General features: G+C 66.2%; 18 protein-coding genes. 4 read left to right on the top strand and 14 right to left on the bottom strand.

The window, feature by feature from the left end:
- Window positions 1-4 precede the first annotated feature (4 nt).
- From AC0KUR_RS23885 to mltG, 7 genes are all read right to left on the bottom strand, one after another.
- Window positions 5-1,177, bottom strand: a complete 1,173-nt coding sequence (locus AC0KUR_RS23885; RefSeq protein WP_069245646.1) for a mechanosensitive ion channel family protein — start codon at window positions 1,175-1,177, stop codon at window positions 5-7.
- A gap of 89 nt (window positions 1,178-1,266) precedes the next feature.
- On the bottom strand, window positions 1,267-1,623 hold the full coding sequence (locus AC0KUR_RS23880; protein ID WP_006485939.1) for a Rap1a/Tai family immunity protein: 357 nt from the start codon (window positions 1,621-1,623) through the stop codon (window positions 1,267-1,269).
- 118 nt (window positions 1,624-1,741) lie between these two features.
- Entirely contained in the window at window positions 1,742-2,452 is a 711-nt protein-coding gene (locus AC0KUR_RS23875) for an ankyrin repeat domain-containing protein (RefSeq protein WP_034188697.1), read from the bottom strand.
- A 45-nt stretch (window positions 2,453-2,497) separates the two neighbouring features.
- Window positions 2,498-3,277 (bottom strand): TatD family hydrolase, encoded by a 780-nt coding sequence (locus AC0KUR_RS23870; protein ID WP_473376495.1) that lies wholly within the window; start codon window positions 3,275-3,277, stop codon window positions 2,498-2,500.
- Between the two features lie 123 nt (window positions 3,278-3,400).
- Entirely contained in the window at window positions 3,401-4,429 is a 1,029-nt protein-coding gene (locus tag AC0KUR_RS23865; RefSeq protein WP_034188699.1) for a DNA polymerase III subunit delta', read from the bottom strand.
- A 19-nt stretch (window positions 4,430-4,448) separates the two neighbouring features.
- On the bottom strand, window positions 4,449-5,069 hold the full coding sequence (gene tmk, locus AC0KUR_RS23860; RefSeq protein ID WP_034188700.1) for a dTMP kinase: 621 nt from the start codon (window positions 5,067-5,069) through the stop codon (window positions 4,449-4,451).
- Complete coding sequence (gene mltG / locus AC0KUR_RS23855; protein ID WP_049030839.1) at window positions 5,069-6,088, bottom strand: endolytic transglycosylase MltG; 1,020 nt, start codon at window positions 6,086-6,088, stop codon at window positions 5,069-5,071. Before mltG ends, tmk begins: the two co-directional genes overlap by 1 nt.
- A 77-nt stretch (window positions 6,089-6,165) precedes the next feature.
- Between mltG and ygfZ the strand changes: the two genes are divergently transcribed.
- Together ygfZ and AC0KUR_RS23845 are read left to right on the top strand one after the other, a co-directional pair.
- Window positions 6,166-7,200: a CAF17-like 4Fe-4S cluster assembly/insertion protein YgfZ gene (gene ygfZ / locus AC0KUR_RS23850; RefSeq protein WP_473376494.1), complete on the top strand. Its 1,035-nt coding sequence runs from the start codon at window positions 6,166-6,168 to the stop codon at window positions 7,198-7,200.
- Between the two features lie 76 nt (window positions 7,201-7,276).
- Window positions 7,277-8,128, top strand: a complete 852-nt coding sequence (locus AC0KUR_RS23845; protein WP_034188703.1) for an NRDE family protein — start codon at window positions 7,277-7,279, stop codon at window positions 8,126-8,128.
- A 16-nt stretch (window positions 8,129-8,144) separates the two neighbouring features.
- Here the strand turns inward: AC0KUR_RS23845 and AC0KUR_RS23840 are convergent, their stop codons facing one another.
- The 4 genes from AC0KUR_RS23840 to AC0KUR_RS23825 all read right to left on the bottom strand — a co-directional run bounded on the left by AC0KUR_RS23840 (window position 8,145) and on the right by AC0KUR_RS23825 (window position 10,531).
- Complete coding sequence (locus AC0KUR_RS23840; RefSeq protein ID WP_049034503.1) at window positions 8,145-8,585, bottom strand: GNAT family N-acetyltransferase; 441 nt, start codon at window positions 8,583-8,585, stop codon at window positions 8,145-8,147.
- Between the two features lie 39 nt (window positions 8,586-8,624).
- Complete coding sequence (locus AC0KUR_RS23835; RefSeq protein WP_034188976.1) at window positions 8,625-9,584, bottom strand: alpha/beta hydrolase; 960 nt, start codon at window positions 9,582-9,584, stop codon at window positions 8,625-8,627.
- Window positions 9,585-9,740: 156 nt separating this feature from the next.
- Window positions 9,741-10,220, bottom strand: a complete 480-nt coding sequence (locus tag AC0KUR_RS23830) for a PaaI family thioesterase (RefSeq protein ID WP_034188705.1) — start codon at window positions 10,218-10,220, stop codon at window positions 9,741-9,743.
- The gene (locus tag AC0KUR_RS23825; protein ID WP_027787175.1) at window positions 10,217-10,531 is read right to left on the bottom strand and encodes a Dabb family protein; all 315 of its coding nucleotides are present in this window, start codon (window positions 10,529-10,531) and stop codon (window positions 10,217-10,219) included. Before AC0KUR_RS23825 ends, AC0KUR_RS23830 begins: the two co-directional genes overlap by 4 nt.
- Window positions 10,532-11,271: 740 nt before the next feature.
- Here AC0KUR_RS23825 and AC0KUR_RS23820 point away from each other — a divergent pair.
- Complete coding sequence (locus AC0KUR_RS23820; RefSeq protein WP_473376516.1) at window positions 11,272-12,429, top strand: DUF4382 domain-containing protein; 1,158 nt, start codon at window positions 11,272-11,274, stop codon at window positions 12,427-12,429.
- A 262-nt stretch (window positions 12,430-12,691) separates the two neighbouring features.
- On the opposite strand, the gene AC0KUR_RS23815 is transcribed toward AC0KUR_RS23820, so the two are convergent.
- From AC0KUR_RS23815 to AC0KUR_RS23805, 3 genes are all read right to left on the bottom strand, one after another.
- A complete protein-coding gene (locus AC0KUR_RS23815) occupies window positions 12,692-13,261 on the bottom strand; it encodes a hypothetical protein (RefSeq protein WP_473376493.1) in 570 nt (189 codons plus the stop codon).
- 694 nt (window positions 13,262-13,955) lie between these two features.
- On the bottom strand, window positions 13,956-15,113 hold the full coding sequence (locus AC0KUR_RS23810; RefSeq protein ID WP_473376515.1) for a sensor histidine kinase: 1,158 nt from the start codon (window positions 15,111-15,113) through the stop codon (window positions 13,956-13,958).
- A 226-nt stretch (window positions 15,114-15,339) separates the two neighbouring features.
- On the bottom strand, window positions 15,340-15,549 hold the full coding sequence (locus tag AC0KUR_RS23805) for a hypothetical protein (protein ID WP_226252783.1): 210 nt from the start codon (window positions 15,547-15,549) through the stop codon (window positions 15,340-15,342).
- Between the two features lie 417 nt (window positions 15,550-15,966).
- Between AC0KUR_RS23805 and AC0KUR_RS23800 the strand changes: the two genes are divergently transcribed.
- Window positions 15,967-18,108, top strand: a complete 2,142-nt coding sequence (locus tag AC0KUR_RS23800; RefSeq protein WP_473376492.1) for a glucosidase family protein — start codon at window positions 15,967-15,969, stop codon at window positions 18,106-18,108.
- Window positions 18,109-18,173: the final 65 nt, after the last annotated feature.

Below are 18,173 nucleotides of genomic sequence, written 5' to 3'. Positions count from 1 at the left end.
ACGCTCAGCGGCCGTCGACGGCCTGCGGATCGGCCGCGGTATTGGCCGCCGTGCTGGCGGCAGGCTGCCGCGCGTGCGGCCGTTCGGGATTCGGCGCGTCCGGCGCGGATTCGTGCGGATACAGCTCCATCCGGCTGCGCGGCAGGCATTGCGGGTAGCGGTCCTGCAGGTATGCGATCAACCCTTCGCGCACGCGGCAGCGCAGATCCCAGCACGACGACGCATCGGCCGCGCTGACGAGCGCGCGCAACTGCATCGTGCGCTCGGTCGCGTCGGTGACCTGCAGCACCTGCACGCGGCCGTCCCACTCGGGCGCCGCATGGACGAGCCGCGCGAGTTCCTCGCGCAGCGGCGCGAGCGGTGTCCGGTAGTCGACCGACAGGTAGACCGTGCCGATGATTTCCGAACTGCTGCGCGTCCAGTTCGTGAACGGGTTCTCGATGATCCATTGCAGCGGCACGACGAGGCGCCGCTGATCCCACAGCCGCACCGACACGAACGAGCCGGTGATTTCCTCGATGCGCCCCCACTCGCCCTGGATCACGACCACGTCGTCGAGCCGGATCGGCTGCGTGAGCGCGATCTGCAGCCCGGCGATCAGGTTGCCGAGCACCGGCCGCGCGGCGATACCGGCGACCAGCCCCGCGACGCCGGCCGACGCCAGCAGGCTCGCGCCCACCTGACGCACGTTCGGGAACGTCATCAGCGCGGCGCCGGTGCCGATGATCACGATCAGCACCATCACGGTCCGCACGAGCACCTTGGCCTGCGTATGGATGCGCCGCGCCTGCAGGTTGTCGGCCGTATCGATCGGATGGGCCTGGATGATCGCGTCGCCGACGCCGGCCGCGAGCCGCACCAGCAGCCACGTGAGCGACACGATCGAGCCGACCGCGGCCGCGGTGCGCATGCCGCGCACGAACGACATGCCGTCGTCCGCCTGGACCCACACGAACTCGAGCGCCAGCAGCGCGAGCACGACGAGCGACGGCTTGTCGATGTAGCGCAGGATCGCGCTCATCAGCGGATACGGCTGCGCGACGCGCTTGACGATGCGTGCGCCGAGGCGGTGCACGACCGCGACGACCAGCATGACGATGACCGACACGGCCAGCGTGCCGAGCCACGCATGCAGCGGCGCATCGGCGATGCGCTGCAGTTCCTCGATTGAAATCATCGGCGCCCTTGGGTGATGAGGCGTGCAGCCTCGTCCTGGGATGCGTCGGCGACGTCCGGGCCGCGCATGCGCCCGGACACGGCGTCAGGTCAGTTGCCGCTCCTGCACGGAAACGCCTTGCCGAGACCGAGCGACACGGCGGTGCTCGCGTTGTAGTCGGCCAGCTTCGGATTTTCCGCGATGTACTTGCGCACCGCGTCGGTCATCTGCTGCGCCCGGATGTCGGGCGGCAGGCAGAAATACTGGCCGACGCGCGGCCCCGTGGTGCCGCCGATCGCGTCGATCGTGTTGTAGACGCCGTCGGCGGCGCCTTCGATATAGGCCGCGCACGACGCCCGCGACTTCACGTCCGTCTTCGCGCACAGCCGGTCGAGATCCGCGCCCGTGAAAGCCGCTGCCGACAACGGCACGGCAAACGCCGCGGCACAAAACATTGCGCGCAACATGGTGTTCCTTATATCAATGCGGCCCGAGGCCGCCTGCTGCCTTGGCCGGCGCGGCGCCGGGCACCCTGCTCCGGCCGGAATCCGGCCGGCCGGGCGCACCGTCCCGCACCGAAAACCGTCATTTTGCACTCTTTTGCGCATCTGCCGGCGTCGCCGCACCAATGCGCGTCGTCCGCTTGCTCAGGATCTCGATCGCGTCCGGCGCGTTGTAGTGCTTCGCGAACTCGAGCGCGGTGATGCCGAGCTGGTTCTTGACCTGCGGATCGGCGCCCTGGTCGAGCAGCAGCGTGACCGTCGACGCATGGTTGCCGCGCGCGGCCATCATCAGCGGGGTCGTGCCGTTCGGCGACGCCGTGTCGATGTAGGCATCGTGGTCGAGCAGCAGCTTCACGACCGCGTCCTGGCCGTTGGTCGCCGCGTAATGCAGCGGCGCCCAGCCCTTCTTGCTGACTTCCGCGCCCTTGTCGATCAGCAGCTTCGCGAGGCCCAGGTCGCCGTTCAGCGACGCGAGCATCAGCGCGTTCTCGCCGGCCTTGTCTTCCTTCTCGAGGTCGACGTTCGGCGTCGTCGCGATCGCGGCCGCGACCTTGTCCGACTTCTCGCGCGCGGCGATCACCAGGATCGGATCGCCGTTCGGCGCGAGCGTGTTCGGGTCGAGCTTGCCGCTCTTGAGCTGCTTGCCGATGTCGGCGATGTCGTCGAACTTGACGGCCTTGACGATCGCGTCGAGCGACTCGGCATGCGCGCCGGCGGCGGCGAACAGGCCGCTCGCGACCAGCGCGGCGGCAACGAGGGCGCGTTTGGGCAGATGATTGGTCGGCTTCGTCATTGTTGTGGGCTCCTTCCCTGGGTTGTGTCGGCTGCGCGCACGTCGTTAGCGGGCGATCTTGAACAGCCGGAAAAAGTTCTGCGTCGTCGCATCGGCGAGCGCCTCGACGACCATCCCGCGTTCGGATGCGATAAAGCGTCCGACATGGCTGACGTACGCAGGTTCATTCGGCTTGCCGCGATACGGCACCGGCGCGAGGTACGGCGAGTCGGTCTCGATCAGCAGCCGGTCGAGCGGCACGCGCCGCGCGACGTCCTGCACGTCGGTCGCGTTCTTGAACGTGACGATGCCCGACAACGAGATATGGAAGTTCTGCGCGAGCGCCTGCTCGGCGACGGACCACGGCTCGGTGAAGCAGTGCATCACGCCGCCGGGCACGTCGGCCCGCTCCTCGGCCATGATCCGCAGCGTGTCTTCCGACGACGCGCGCGTATGGATGATCAGCGGCTTCATCGTCGCGGTCGCCGCGCGGATGTGCGTGCGAAAGCGTTCGCGCTGCCATTCCATGTCGGCGATCGAGCGGCCTTCGAGGCGGTAGTAGTCGAGGCCCGTTTCGCCGATCGCGACGACCTTCGGGTGCGCGGCCAGCTCGACGAGCTCCGCGAGCGTCGGCTCGCGCGCGTCCTCGTGATCGGGATGCACGCCGACCGACGCGTAGACGTTGTCGTGCGCGTCGGCGATCGCGAGCACGTCGGGCAGCGTCTCGAAATCGACGGACACGCACAGCGCGTGCGTGACGTCATGCTCGCGCATGTTCTCGAGAACGGCCGGCAGGCGGTCGGCCAGGCCCTTGAAATTGATGTGGCAGTGAGAGTCGACGAACATCGTGTTTCCTGAATACGTAAGACGCGCGCTCACGCGCTCGCCGGCATGCGGCGACGGGCCGCGTCGCCGAGTGGTCCGGTCGATCCGTTCACCATTTCGCAACCCACGGGAAGCAATGCCGGATCACGCGAACATTTCCCGATATCCGAGAAACAATTCCTCGAATACGAGCCGTGCATTGAGCGGATGGTTCTCGACCGTCCGCTGCCGCGTCACGGCTTTCATGAAACGCGCGAACGCGTTCGCGTCGACCGCCTCCGCGCAACGCGCGAGCGCCGCCGCGTGCATCGGGAAGTAGCGCGGCGCGCCCGCCATCCGCTGCGCGAGCAGATCGTACAACCAACGCTGCAGCCAGCCGAGCACCAGCGGCACCGGCAGCTTCTGCAGTGTCTCGCCGCACGCGAACGGATCGCATCCGGCCCCGGCCGCGAGCTGCCCGAGCGTGTAGTCGCGCAGCGGGCGGTTCTCGTCGCTCGCGAGCGCCAGCGCGGCGAGCGGCGCGCCGCCGGCTTCCGCGAGCAGCGCGCGGGCGTGGTCGACGCCCTGCGCCGCAAGCCATGTCTCGGCCGCATCGGGCGCCGGCACCGTCATCGGCCACTGCCGGCAGCGGCTGATGATGGTCGGCAGCAGGCGGTCGATACGCGCCGACACGAGCAGGAACACGACGCCGGACGGCGGCTCCTCCAGCGTCTTCAGCAGCGCGTTCGACGCGGCGACGTTGAGCGCCTCGGCCGGATACAGCACGACGACGCGCGCGCCGCCGCGGTGCGAGCCGACCCCGCAGAAGTCCAGCAGCGCGCGCACCTGCTCGATCTTGATTTCCTTGCTCGGCGCACGCGTCTTCTTGCCGCCTTCGTCCGCGTCGGCCGGCTTCGCGTCGTCCGCGGCGCCCGGCGCTTCGCCCGCCAGCGCCTCGGGCAGCACGATCCGGTAGTCCGGATGGTTGCCCTGCGAGAACCACGTGCAGGCCGCGCAGGTGCCGCACGGCTCGCCGTTCGGCCGCGGCGATTCGCACAGGAAGCCCTGCGCGAGATGCTGCGCGAACTGCAGCTTGCCGATCCCGGCCTGGCCGTGCAGCAGCAGCGCATGCGGCCATTGCGCGCGCAGCTGCTGCAGGCGGTTCCAGTCGTCGGTCTGCCACGGATAGATCATGTGGTGCGTTCCTTGCGGGTTACAGCGCGGCGAGCACGCGTTCGAGCTGCTGGCGGATCTCGGGAATCGACTGCGTCGCGTCGACGATCGCGAAACGGTGCGGCGCCTCTTCCGCGCGCCGCAGATATTCGCCGCGCGTACGCGAGAAGAACGCGTCCGATTCGCTTTCGAACTTGTCGGGCATGCGCGCGGCGCCACGGCGCTCGCTCGCGACATGCGGCGCGACGTCGAACAGCACCGTGAGGTCGGGCTGGAAACCGCCCTGCACCCAGCGCTCGAGCGTTTCGAGCTTGTCGCGCGGCAGCCCGCGGCCGCCGCCCTGGTACGCGAACGTCGCGTCGGTGAAGCGGTCGGACACGACCCAGTCGCCGCGCGCGAGCGCCGGCTCGATCACGAGCGCGAGATGCTCGCGGCGCGCGGCGAACATCAGCAGCGCTTCCGTCTCGAGGTCCATCGGCTGGTTCAGCAGGATCTCGCGCAGTTTCTCGCCGAGCTGCGTGCCGCCCGGCTCGCGGGTGACGACGACCTGCCGGCCGGCCGCGGCCAGCTTGCCCTGGAGCCGTTCGCAGAACCATTGCAGGTGGGTGGTCTTCCCCGCCCCGTCGATGCCTTCGAACGTGATGAATTTACCGCTCGCCATTATTGACCTCGTATGTACTTGTCCACGGCCTTGTTGTGATCGCCCAGCGTGTCCGAGAACACGCTCGTGCCGTCGCCCTTCGCGACGAAATAGAGCGCGCTCGTCGGTGCCGGATTGATCGCCGCCTGCAGCGCGGCGACACCCGGCAACGCGATCGGCGTCGGCGGCAGGCCGCGTCGCGTGTAGGTATTGTAAGGAGTGTCGGCCTGCAGGTCGCGCTTGCGCAGGCGGCCGTCGTACGCGTCGCCGAGCCCGTAGATCACCGACGGATCGGTCTGCAGCGGCATGCCGATGCGCAGCCGGTTCGCGAACACGGCCGCGACGAACGCGCGGTCGGCCGCGTGGCCCGTTTCCTTCTCGACGATCGATGCGATCGTCAGCGCTTCGTAAGGCGACTTGTACGGCAGCCCCGGCACGCGGGCGGCCCACGCCTCGTCGAGACGCGTCTGCATCAGGTGATACGCGCGCCGATAGATGTTCAGGTCGCTCGTGCCCTTGTCGAACAGGTAGGTATCGGGGAAGAACAGCCCCTCGCCGCTGCCGCGCTGCACGGCGCTGTCCGATGCGCCAATCGCACGCAGCAGCTCGGCGTCGCTCATGCCGGCCGTCGAGTGCGTCAGGTCGGGATTCGCATCGAGTTCCGCGCGCATCCGCTTGAAGGTCCAGCCTTCGATGACCGTCGCGACGTACTCGTTCACGTCGCCGCGCGCAATCTTCTGCAGCACCTCGTAAGGCGTGATGCCGGTCTTGAATTCGTAGTTGCCGGACTTGAGCCGGCTCGACAGCCCGAGCACGCGCGTCATCGCGACGAACCCGAACGGTTCGACCGGCACGCCGCCGCGCTTGAGCTGCAGCGCGACGCTCTTCACGGTGCTGCGCGGCTTGATCGTGACGTCGAGCGATGCCGAGCCCAGCAGCAGCGGCCGGGTCGCCCAGTAATACCCGCCGCCCGCGCCGGCAGCGGCCACAACGACGGCCAGCGCCACGATCGTCGCGGCGCATTTCTTCAGTAGGGACATGGAAACGTGACTCAGGTAAGACCCATATAATACTTGCTCGCCTTCGTCAAAGTCAGGGTTGACTGTTCCCTCATTCCATGAGCACACCGTTCGCTTCACCGGCTGCCCAGGCCGCATCTGCCTCGCTCCCCGTTTTCCCCCGCCCGTCCGCCGCCGATTTCGAAGCGCCGGGCGCCTGCATGCCGCTGCCGCAGTTCGGCGTGATCGACGTGGCCGGCGACGACGCCGCGACGTTCCTGCACAGCCAGCTGACCAACGACATCGAGCACCTCGATGCCGCGAGCGCGCGGCTGTCCGGCTATTGCTCGCCGAAGGGGCGCCTGCTGGGGTCGTTCCTCGCCTGGCGCGCCGGCCACGACGTGCGCCTGCTCGTGTCGAAGGATGTGCAGCCGGCCGTGCAGAAGCGGCTGTCGATGTTCGTGCTGCGCGCGAAGGCGAAGCTCACCGATGCAAGCGACACGCTCGCGGTGGCCGGCTTCGCGGGCAACGTGCGCGACGCGCTGTCGGGCATCTTCGACGCGCTGCCGGACGGCGTGCACGTGAAGGTCGACGGCCCGGCCGGCGCGCTGATCCGCGTGCCCGACGCGGCCGGCCGCAAGCGCTATCTGTGGATCGGCCCGCGCGCCGAGGTCGACGCGCGCCTCGCGGCGCTCGCCGGCACGCTGCCGGTCGTGTCGCCGGCCGTGTGGGACTGGCTCGACATTCGCGCGGGCGAGCCGCGCATCACGCAGCCGGCCGTCGAACAGTTCGTGCCGCAGATGGTCAACTTCGACGTGATCGGTGCCGTTAACTTCAGGAAAGGGTGCTACCCGGGCCAGGAAGTCGTCGCGCGCAGCCAGTACCGCGGCACGATCAAGCGCCGCACCGCGCTCGCGCACGTCGCCGGCGACATCGATACCGTGCATGCCGGCGTCGAGCTGTTCCACAGCGACGATCCCGGCCAGCCGTGCGGGATGATCGTCAACGCGGCGGCCGCGCCCGCCGGCGGCGTCGACGCGCTCGTCGAGATCAAGCTCGCCGCGCTCGACAACGGCACGGTGCACGTCGGTTCGGCCGACGGCCCGGCGCTCGCGTTCGACGCGCTGCCGTACGCATGGCCGACGGAAGCGTGACGCACTGACAACCCATTCGGGCGCCGGCTCGCGAGTCGCAGCCGGCGCCCGATGTTTCCTGCGAGAGATTCGCCCGATGTGTCTGATTGCCTTCGACTGGCAGCCTGATGCCGCCGCCGGTCCCGTCTTTACCCTCGCCGCCAACCGCGACGAGTTCTTTCGCCGGACCAGCGCGCCGCTCTCGTGGTGGGAAGATGTGCCGGGCGTTCTCGCCGGCCGCGATCTCGAAGCGGGCGGCACGTGGCTCGGCGTCTCGCGCGACGGCCGGTTCGCCGCGCTGACGAACTACCGCGCGCCGTTCGACATCCGCGCGGGCGCACCGACCCGCGGCAAGCTCGTGTCCGATTTCCTCGGCGGCCCGCCCGTCGCGCCGCTCGAGTATCTCGGGCAGCTTGCCGAGCATGCGGCCGTCTACAACGGCTTCAACCTGCTCGTCGGCGACTGGCGGCGGCGCGAACTCGCGTGGTTCTGCAACCGTGCGCCCGAAGGCGAAAGCCGGGTCGCCGCGCCGGTCGCTGTCACGCCCGGCGTGCATGCGCTGTCGAATGCGCGGCTCGATACGCCCTGGCCGAAAGTCGTGCGCAAGCGCGCGGAACTCGGCACGCTGCTCACCGACGATCCGACCCCGCCGCTCGACGAGCTGATTGCACTGATGCGCGACCCGCACGTCGCGGACGACGACGCGCTGCCGCACACCGGCATCCCGATCGAGCGCGAGCGTGCGCTGTCGGCCGCGTTCATCGAGACGCCCGAATACGGCACGCGCGGCACGACCGCGCTACGCGTCACGATGAAGGAAGGCGTGCGGCTGACGGTGGAGATCAAGGAGCGCTGCGACGACGACGGTTCGCACCGTACCGTGCGGCCGGGTTCGTTCGAGCGCGCGTTGACGTTCGACATCGACGTGGCGTCGGCACGGCCGCGCTGAACGCGCGCCTTTCGCGCTACGGCGCGCGCGTCATCTCGACGTGCGGCACGCCGGCTTCGACGAACGGTTCGCCGACCGCCGCGAAGCCGTGCCGCACATAGAACGCCACCGCCGAATCCTGCGCATACAGCCGCACGGCGGCTTCGCCGCGCCGCCGCGCGGCCTCCAGCAGCGCGTTCAGCACGGCCGACCCGACGCCCTGCCCGCGCGCGTCGGCCAGCACCGCAACGCGGCCGATCGTACCCGACGGCAACAACCGTCCCGTCGCGACCGCACGGCGCGTGCCGGTTACCGCGTCGATCCGGTACGCGACCGCATGCAGCGACAGCGGATCGTCGTCGTCGAGTTCCCATTCCGGCGGAATCTGCTGCTCGCGCACGAACACCGCGTCGCGAATCCGCGCGGCGTCGCCGCCCAATACCGCCCAGTCGCCCGTTTCCACCACGCCGTCCGTCATCGCAGCCTCCCTGCGACGCGCGCCTTCGGGCGCCCGCCGTCAAATGTCGTCGAATGCGGCCTTCAGCGCCGCGACCGCATCGCCATGCGCGGCCCGCACCTCGGGCACGTAACCGCCCATCTTGAAGAATTCGTGAATCATCCCCGGATAGCAGACCAGCGTGACCGCATTGCCGGCCGCGCGCAGCTTGTCCGCGTACGCGGCCCCCTCGTCGCTCAGCGGATCGTATTCGGCCGTCGCGATCCACGCCGGCGCGACGCCCGCGAACGACGGCGCGGCGCGCGTGCCGTCGAGCGGCGCGAAGCGCCAGTCGTCGCGATCCGCCGGATCACGCACGTATTGCGTGAAGAACCACTGGATCGTGTCCTGCGTCAGCAGGTAGCCGTTCGCGAGCCGCGCGTGCGATGCGGTGTCCTGGTAACCCGTCACGCCCGGATAGATCAGCATCTGCAGTGCCAGGCGGATGCCCGCATCGCGCGCGAGCACCGCGCAGACGGTGGCAAGCGTGCCGCCCGCGCTGTCGCCGCCGACCGCCAGCCGTGCGGCGTCGATGCCGAACGTGGCGGCTTCGCGATGGAGCCACCGCAACGCGTCGTCGGCGTCGTTCACCGCGGTCGGAAACCGGTGCTCGGGCGCGAGCCGGTAATCGACCGACAGCACCGCGCACTGCGCATCGCGCGCGAACATCCGGCACAGCGCATCGTGCGTGTCGACGCTGCCGACCGTGAAGCCGCCGCCGTGGTAGTAGACGAGCGCGGGCAACGGCTCCGCGAGGCTCGGCGCGACCGGCAAGTACAGCCGCGCACCGATCGTGCGGCCGTCGCGCGTCGGCACGACGCACGCCTCCACCGCATGCATCGGCGCCGGCGCGACATCGAGGATCGGCGCGCTCTTCTCGTACGCGGCGCGCGCCTGCTGCGGCGTCTGGTGGTGATAGGACGGGCGTTTCGCGCGCTCGATCATGTCGAGCACCTGGGCGATCTTCGGATTCAGCGGCATCGGGGAAAACAGCGCCTGCGCGGCGCCGTGAACGGACAAGCGTGCATGATGCCACGCCCGAATCAGGCAGGCGTGACGCGCGATGTGCCGGCTTTCCGTGCCGCCAAACGGAACGGCCCTGCCTCAACCAGCAGACCGGGCCGTGCGCCCGGGGGCCTACGCGTCGCTCGGGCCGGGCTGGGCGTCCGGCGCGGTGCGCGAACGCTGCCGCTTGATGTCGCGACCGACCGCGAGCCGCCGCATGTACTTGAACGTGCCGAGCGCCTTCGCGACGAAATTGCCGTCGCTGTCGCGCACTTCGCCTTCGCAGTAGGCCATCGTCGTCGAGCGGTGCATCACACGCCCATAGGCGCGCAACTCGCCGCGCCCCGGCTGCATGAAGTTCACCTTCATCTCGACCGTGACGACGCCAACGCCGTCGTCGGTCAGGCTGCGCGCCGCCATCGCGAGCGCGATGTCGGAAAGCGTCATCGTCACGCCGCCGTGCGCGATGCTCCACGTGTTCATGTGCCGCTCCTCGAGCGGCAGCACGATCTCGCTCGCCCCATCCTTCGCGGACACGAGCTGCACGCCGAGCAGGTCGACGAACGGGCTTTCGATCGACGGGCCGTCCGTCGGGGTTGCCGCGTCGCTCATCGTGCGCTGTCGACGATGTAGTCGACGCACTCGCGCGATTCGGCGACCGCGACGACGAATTTCTTCACTTCCTGGTGGACCGGGTGCACCTGGTACGCGTCGAGCGCGGCCTTGTCCGCGAAATCGGATACGAGCACGATGTCCGCGGTCGCGTCGAGGCCCGGCGTCGCCACGCCGACGTCGATCTGCAAGGTGCCTGGTACGAGGTCACGGCAGCCTTCGAGCTTTTCCTTCAGCTTCAGCGCGTTCTGTGCGCGCGTCGCGCCTTCGGCCGATTCCTTCAACTTCCACATGACGATATGTCTGATCACTTCGTTCGCTCCAGTTCGTGTTGGTTCGGCTATTTTCCGCAAACCCTTGCCAGCCAGGCACCTTGCACCCTTCCACCGTTCGCCCGCGTTCGCTGAAAATCGCGTCCAGTCAAGGAAAAGGGTATTAGTTCGATCATCCGACGACGATCCCCCATTTTCAACGTGCCGCCTCCCGTCATCAAGCTCCGACAAGCAAAGGCAGGCGACAAGCCTACCAAACTTACCGAAGCCAATGGACCGTATCTGCAGGTGAATCCGCGCGACTCCGAGCTCCGGCGATACCCTGCGCGACAGGAAGTGAAATTCCCGGGATGTCTCGACGATCCAACCAATCTTCCAACGCAGGGGGATTGGCGCAACATCCTTATCGGAAAACATTCCGAAGCCGCGATCGAAAAAACGATGACATTGCATTCGCACCGCACTTAACAAGCTCGTTCACCACAATGATATTGAAGTAAACGCAGAGGACTGGCATTGCATAGTTGCTGAAGCAACTGTGCCGATGTCTATGCTCGCCATCCTGCAACAGGCCGTCACCCCCGATGGGCGACATCGTGAGCAACGAAGAAGCAATCGCGCCTGGGTCCGCCCGCTGCCATCCGAAGCGACACCAATCCCGGTAAAAATTGACCGATCAAACAGAATGTTACCGTTGGTTTCAAAGATGCCCAAATAGTAGGCCGGAGGGCCGCTATTCTTCTGTCACCCAGAACAACGATCCCGCTTGGGGGAGACATATGAACAACATCATCAAGTGCGCTCTTTGCGCCGCCTTCGTACCATTCATCCTCGCCGGTTGCGGCGGCGGCGACGACGGTGGCGGCACACAAACCGGTACGCTGCACGTCGCGATGACGGATGCGCCATCTTGCGGTTTCGACCATGTGTACGTCACCGTCTCGCAGGTCCGTGTCAACGCAAACGCGAACGCCGCAGACAACGACGCCGGCTGGTCGACCGTTTCCCTCGCTACGCCGCAGAAGATCGACCTGCTGTCGCTGACCAACGGCGTGCTCGCCGATCTCGGCCAGACCGCCCTGCCCGCCGGCCAGTATCAGCAAGTTCGCCTGGTTCTCGCCCAGAATCAAGGTAACAACCTCGCGAACTCGGTCGTCCCGACCGGCGGCACAGAACAGGCGCTCGCCACGCCGAGCGCGACGCAAAGTGGCTACAAGATCATCCAGCCGTTCACGGTCCAGCCGAACACGCTCGTCGACCTCGTGCTCGACTTCAACGCATGCAAGTCGATCGTCCAGCGCGGCAACGGTTCATATGCGCTGAAACCCGTCGTCACTGCGGTCCCGACCGTCGTGAGCGGCACGATCTCCGGTTACGTCGCTTCGGCCGAAGCCGGCGCGACGGTCTATGCCGAGCAAGGCGGCAAGGTCGTCCGCGGCACGGTGGCCGACAGCACCGGCAAGTTCGTGCTGTCGCCGCTGATCCAGAGTTCGACGCAAGGCAATTACGATGTCGTGATCGCGCAGAACAACTTCGCGTCGGGTATCGTGCGCTCCGTCCCGGTCGTCGTGAACACGACCACGGCGGTGTCGGCGTCGACCGCGCCGATTACGCTGCCGGCGTCGACGATGAGCACCGTCAGCGGTACGGTGACCGCCAGCGCCAACGCATTCGTGCGCGCGCTGCAGACGATCGATACGAATGCCTACGAGATCACGTCGATCAACGCGAACCTGGATACGGGCGCCTATGCGCTCAACGTGCCCGCCGCCGCGCCGATCGTCGGCACTTACTCCGGTTCGCTGCCGGTCGCGCTCACCGCTTCGCCGGCCGCCGCAGCCCAATATACGATCGAAGCGGACGCAGCGTCGGGTGCAACGCAATCGACGAACGTCAACGCAACGACCAGCCAGTCGAACGTCAATTTCAGCTTCTGACGCGTCGGCAGCACACCGAAAGGGCCGATCGGCCCTTTCATCAATAACGGGAGAACAAAGTGAAGAAAGGGGTTATCGCGTTGCTTGCAGCGGCGAGCATGGTCGGCGCGCTCAGCGGGTGCGTCGCATACGTCCCGGGTGCACCGGTAGTTGTCGCACCGCAGGGTGGACCGGGCAACGGATTCTGCCCACCTGGACAGGCGAAGAAAGGCAATTGCTGATTGCACAGGGCCCGCATTCAGCGGGCCTATTCAGACTTTGTTCATGAATCACCGGCCATAGGAACTTGTTGCTGCGCTCCCAGCTGGCGTATCGGCTCCGTTTCGCCGTGAGCACCGATGTCCGCAAGACACTCAAAGAACCGGACGTAGAGTTCGTCCTGTACCAAACCGTTTGATCGCATCCATTCCACGGCTGCGTTTGGGTTCAGTAGCAAGACATAATGGAACTGCCCAGACGACCCAGGCTTGGTTCGGATGAAATTCAGGTCACGTAGCCTGCTCATCCTGCGACGCCAGGTGTTGACGGCGCCCTCGCCGGTGAATCCGGCCTCTACTGCGAAGGTCCGGGAATCGGTAATTGACAGCACCGGACAATTCCACGCCCTTGCCCACAGGCAGAAAAGTGTTTGACCTGCCGGCTGTCTCTTTGACTGGGCGTCGACGGCTTGCATCGCAATCGGTAGCGTACGAGGAATGGTGATGAACCCAACGTTTCGATGTGGGTGCCAAAGCCAAATTTCCGGTGTGCCGGGAAAATGCAGGTCCAGCAGTTGCTGGGCACGGTCAGCCATTTTCAGACGACGAGGATCGCTATGTTGAATGTTTGCCATGGTCGTCCCCTTAAAGCCGGCTTATTTGTCTGCTGTATTAATTAAGATCGTCTGCGCTCGGAACACGACCGATAAACGTCTCACGCTCCGTACGCGCCGGCTCCGTGACGACGCGATTTCTTCCTGACTCGCACGTTGTCCATGGTAGCCGGGAGCGAACGCGCCACATTTCGGACGCCCTCCCGAGACGCATGCAAGTCCAATTCGTCGGAGGATCATCGTGAACGGGCAGTGACTGTCGCGCCTACCGTGACTGATAAAGCGAACAACGTGCCAGTCGCGCGACAGCCTCGCAAGGACAGTGCCCGAGGATGTGGAGCATCAGGCGCGGGCGAGTACTGGCAAATATGTTGCAGCTTCGATACACGATACGGGGGTCAATGGAACGAAGTCAGTGTCGTGGCGAACAAGTGAGGGACGCTGCTCACAACGGCTCCGCCCTCGCCAATCGCCTTTACTGGAACTCGGCGAATGTGCCAGTACGTCCCGAATGATGATTCGGACATGCAACACCGGCACTTCATGTCGATCGAGCAATCGTCTCCCAGATCACGCGACCGCATGTCCGGAAACTGTTGATGTTCACCGGAAACTGACTGGTCTGTTTTGCTCGGCTATCAACACACTGCCATCATCAACCTCGATATAGCCGGGAATCTCAGAACAACGCGCCCCCCACGAAACCCACTCCGCATCATTGCCGCTCGACACGGGCTCCGGGACACTCGTTTCGCGCACCTCTCGGCAGGTGTACCGAGAAAACTGTTTCCGTCGAATCGGACCGCGCCTCGATACGACCCTGATGTGCCTTGGCGATCTCGCTGGCGATGTACAAGCCCAACCCCAATCCGACATCGTCATCGACGTTTTCCGATCGGTCGGATCCACGCTGAAGCGGATCGAAGATCCTGTCGAGCGTGAGCCGATCGATAGCGGGCCCCTTATTCCCGACCTCGATATGCGCCTCTGCGTCGTCCGACGTCGCCGTCACCCGCACGGGTGTATTGGGCGCTCCATACTTGACTGCGTTGCTCACCAGATTGCTCAGGAGCTGCTCGAGCCGCTGGTCATCCCAGTCACCCCGCAGGTCGCCATTCACCTCGAGATTGATCTCGCGATTCGGATGAGCCGTCTGCAATTCGTCGACCACATTGGCGAGAACATGCACGAGATCGACATCGCGGCGCACGACGTTGATACCGAGTCCGAGTTGCGTCCGGTTGAAATCGCGGAGATCGTCAAGGAGAGCGTGCATGCGCCCGCCGCTGCGAATCAGCCGGGCCGCGGCCTCCGATATGTCTTCTCCGGCATTGAGCGCGGCCAAATAGGACGCTGTTATCTGAATGGTCTGCAGCGGCGTGCGCATATCGTGACCCAGCATACCGAGCAACAAGTTGCGGGCCAGCTCCACCTGCTCGGTAAAAAAAGCAACGGATTCCGCGAGCGCCTGATCGATCGCCTCATTGAAGCGAATCATGTCGTCCATATGAGGTGCGTCCGGCTGGCATGCGTCGATCCACAAGCGCAGCACACTGGCACGCAGCGCCCGATACTCGGCTGTCAATTGATTGATGTTGAAGCCTCGACGGGCGCGCAGGACGGCATGCGTCTGCGCGGCCGTTTTCTCCGCGTTCACCGGTTCGGGCGCTCGTCCAAGCGATTTTTCATGTTGCTCCGCCGTCGTTTGCGGCGTATCGATGTCCTCGGCCACCGCCTGCAGGATCTGACGCGCGTGATCGCGTAGCCCATGCGCGTCCATGCTCCGCGCAGCCGGCAGCAGCGTGGCGGCAAATGCCTCCCACTCCACCAGGATCGGCTCCATGTTCTGAACGATGAAATCAGCTAGACGCATGTCGCCTCTCACAATGGAATAAACGGTGGATGGCTTCCGACGCTCCGCGACGATATCACGTGAATATGGGCAATCGAAGGTGCCGCGTCGCGGACGGGCAGCGCGCGGCCGTCGCAACCGGGAAAAAACGCGTACCGAATCGGCGGTCGTCCGTTCCGGCGACGATACCTGCTCTTTTACCGCATCGAACACCGACGGCGCCGGCCGCATGAACGGCGACGGGCGCTCAGCCTGCCAACCTGACGGACCCGGCCGCCTGAACACGCGAACTGCGGTTTCCCGGCAGGAACGAGAATTGCACGGCTTCGCGCGCCGCTCCGACCACGGCCGGCTTGAACGAGACGATTCCCTTGCTTTCCGGCGTCAATCGCCGGTATGAAACGCCATTGCCGATCGTTTCGCCATCGGATATCCGGACCGCATTATCCAAATCCATTCAATCGCATATTTTACCGACCCAACGCGTAATAATTTCAGCCGGCTTTTCAATTCCGAATTACAAAATCACAAAACATCATTGACTTCGGCTTTCCAGGAAATCTAGAATCCCTACGACGGCTTACGTTTCGTTTTCTTCTGCCGCACGCAATTCGCCACGCACCCGTGCGAAGGCCTGCCGCTTTGCTTTCCCTTGCTGCATCAAGGCCGCACCCTCTGCTGCCGCGGTTTTCTGCTTTTACCAATCGCTCGCTTATTTACCGCCTATTTCTCTTTTTCAAAACGGCGCTACACCCCGATCAATTCCAGTCATTCACCAGAAAAGAATGACCGCGACACGAGACCAAACGGACCCAAGATCCGTTGATTCGCACATTCAGATAAAAAATCGCCATTCATCAGGAGGGACATCAACATGCATCGCCTTGCGAAGTCGCTGTGTCTCGGGCTCGTCTGCGCCGGCCTGCTCGCGGCCTGCAACGACGACGACGTTCAGTCGAACACCCCGCCGTCGAACCACGCCGCGCTGTCGTTCCGCATGGACACCGGCGGCCAGATCAACGCGTTCTACCGGCAGGACAAGGTTGCCGCGCACCTGCTGGTGCGTTCGTCGACGAAGCCGCGCCTGCTGGTGGTCTTCCCCGCGGGCAACAGCGGTACGGGCCTGTGGTTCGACGACACCGCGCAACCGGTGAACTGGAGCCTCGACACGCCGCCGTCCGCGCTGTCGGCACCCGACGCGCACGGCCGCCCGCTGTACGGCATCGGCGCCGACGTGTCGGTCGACACCGGCACGCTGACGATCCGCCAGGGCGTGCTCAGCAACGTGCGCTTCCTGCGCGACTTCAACGGCGGCGCGACGATTCCGCAGCAGATCCTCACCGCGCCGACGGTCCAGGGCGGCACCGCGCAATGGCAACGCGACCGGATCGACGGCGCGCCCGGCTATGCGTTGCGCATCACGCTGCGCGACGGCGGCAGCATCGCGCCGGCAGCGGGCGGCAAGCTCGTGCTGAACGCGCCGGCCGGCTCGCACACGCTGAAATTGCACATCGATGCGCTGTCGGGCGAGACGCCGCTTTCGCCGATCACGCGCGCCGACCTGTTCGCCCCGTCCGTGAACCCCGACCCGGTGAGCCAGAACGTGCTCGAATTCCTGAGCTTCAACGACAAGCTGCTGGCCGGCTCGTGGCAGTACGACACGTACTTCGGCCGCGATACGCTGATCTCGGTCCGCATGCTGATGCCCGTGCTCGCGCCCGCGGCGATCGAGGCCGGCCTGTCGTCGGTGCTGAGCCGCCTGTCGGCCGACGGCAAGGTCGCGCACGAGGAAGGCATCGGCGAATTCGCGCTGGTCGACAACCAGAAGAACGGCAAGCCGAACGATCCGACGCCGACCTACGACTACAAGATGATCGACAGCGACTACCTGCTCGCGCCGATCGCGGCCGCGTGGCTGATCGACGATACGCGCGGCCAGGCGCGTGCGGCGGCGTATCTCGCACAGCGCGGCAGCGACGGGCAGACCAACGGCAGCCGCCTGGTCGTCAACCTGCTGCACGTCGCGACGACCGCGCAGGCGTTCGCGCAACAGCCGTCGGTCGCGAACCTGATTCACCTGCGGCCCGGCGAGATCGTCGGCAACTGGCGCGACAGTACCGACGGGCTCGGCGGCGGCGTCTACCCATACGACGTGAACGCGGTGCTCGTGCCGGCCGCGCTGCGCGCGGCGAACGCATTCCTCGCGCGCGGCCTGCTCGATCCGTATCTCGATGCCGGCCAGCGCGCGACGCTCGCCAACACGGCGAACGAGGCGACCACGTGGGAGACGCAGGCGCCGCCGCTGTTCCAGGTCAGCGTGCCGGCCGCGCAGGCGGCCACCGACGTGTCGGCCTATGCGCCGTCCGCCGGCGTGCCGGCCGGGGCCGCGCCCAGCGCGCCGCTCGCGTTCTACGCGCTGTCGCTCGATCAGCAAGGCAACCCGATTCCGGTGATGAACTCCGACGGCGGCTTCGCGCTGCTGTTCGGCTCGCCGCCGGACGACCAGCTCCAGCGGATCGTCGGCGACGTCACGCGGCCGTTCCCGACGGGGCTCGTGACCGATGCCGGGATGCTGATCGCGAACCCGGCGTATGCGAGCCAGGCACTGTGGCCGAAATTCACGAGCTCCGCGTATCACGGCACGGTGATCTGGTCGTGGCAGCAGGCGATGTGGGTCGCCGGGCTCGATCGTCAGCTCGCGCGCCAGGATCTGTCGGGCGCGACCCGCGCGCTGCTCACGCAGGCACGGCAGACGATCTGGCAGGTGATCTCGAACGGACGCGACATGCGGACGTCCGAGATGTGGACGTGGTCCTACGTAAACGGCACGTACCAGACCGATGCGTTCGGCACGCGCAGCGCGGATGCGACCGAGGCCAACGCGGCCCAGCTGTGGAGTACGACGTATCTCGCGATCCGCGATCCGCAGCAGCGCGCGGGCAAGTACTGGTGGCAGGCATCGCAGCGGATGCAGGACACGCAGCCGAAACAGGCGACGGCGCTGGCGTCACGCTAGCGCCGCGCGGGCCGACCGGCATGCAAAAGCCCCGGGGCGTCGCCGCCTCCGGGGCTTCGATCGAC

It is taken from the genome of Burkholderia sp. YHN3-13 (assembly GCF_055810675.1).
The sequence above is the reverse complement of the archived record's forward strand: the minus strand, read 5'-3'. Positions and strand labels throughout refer to the sequence as shown.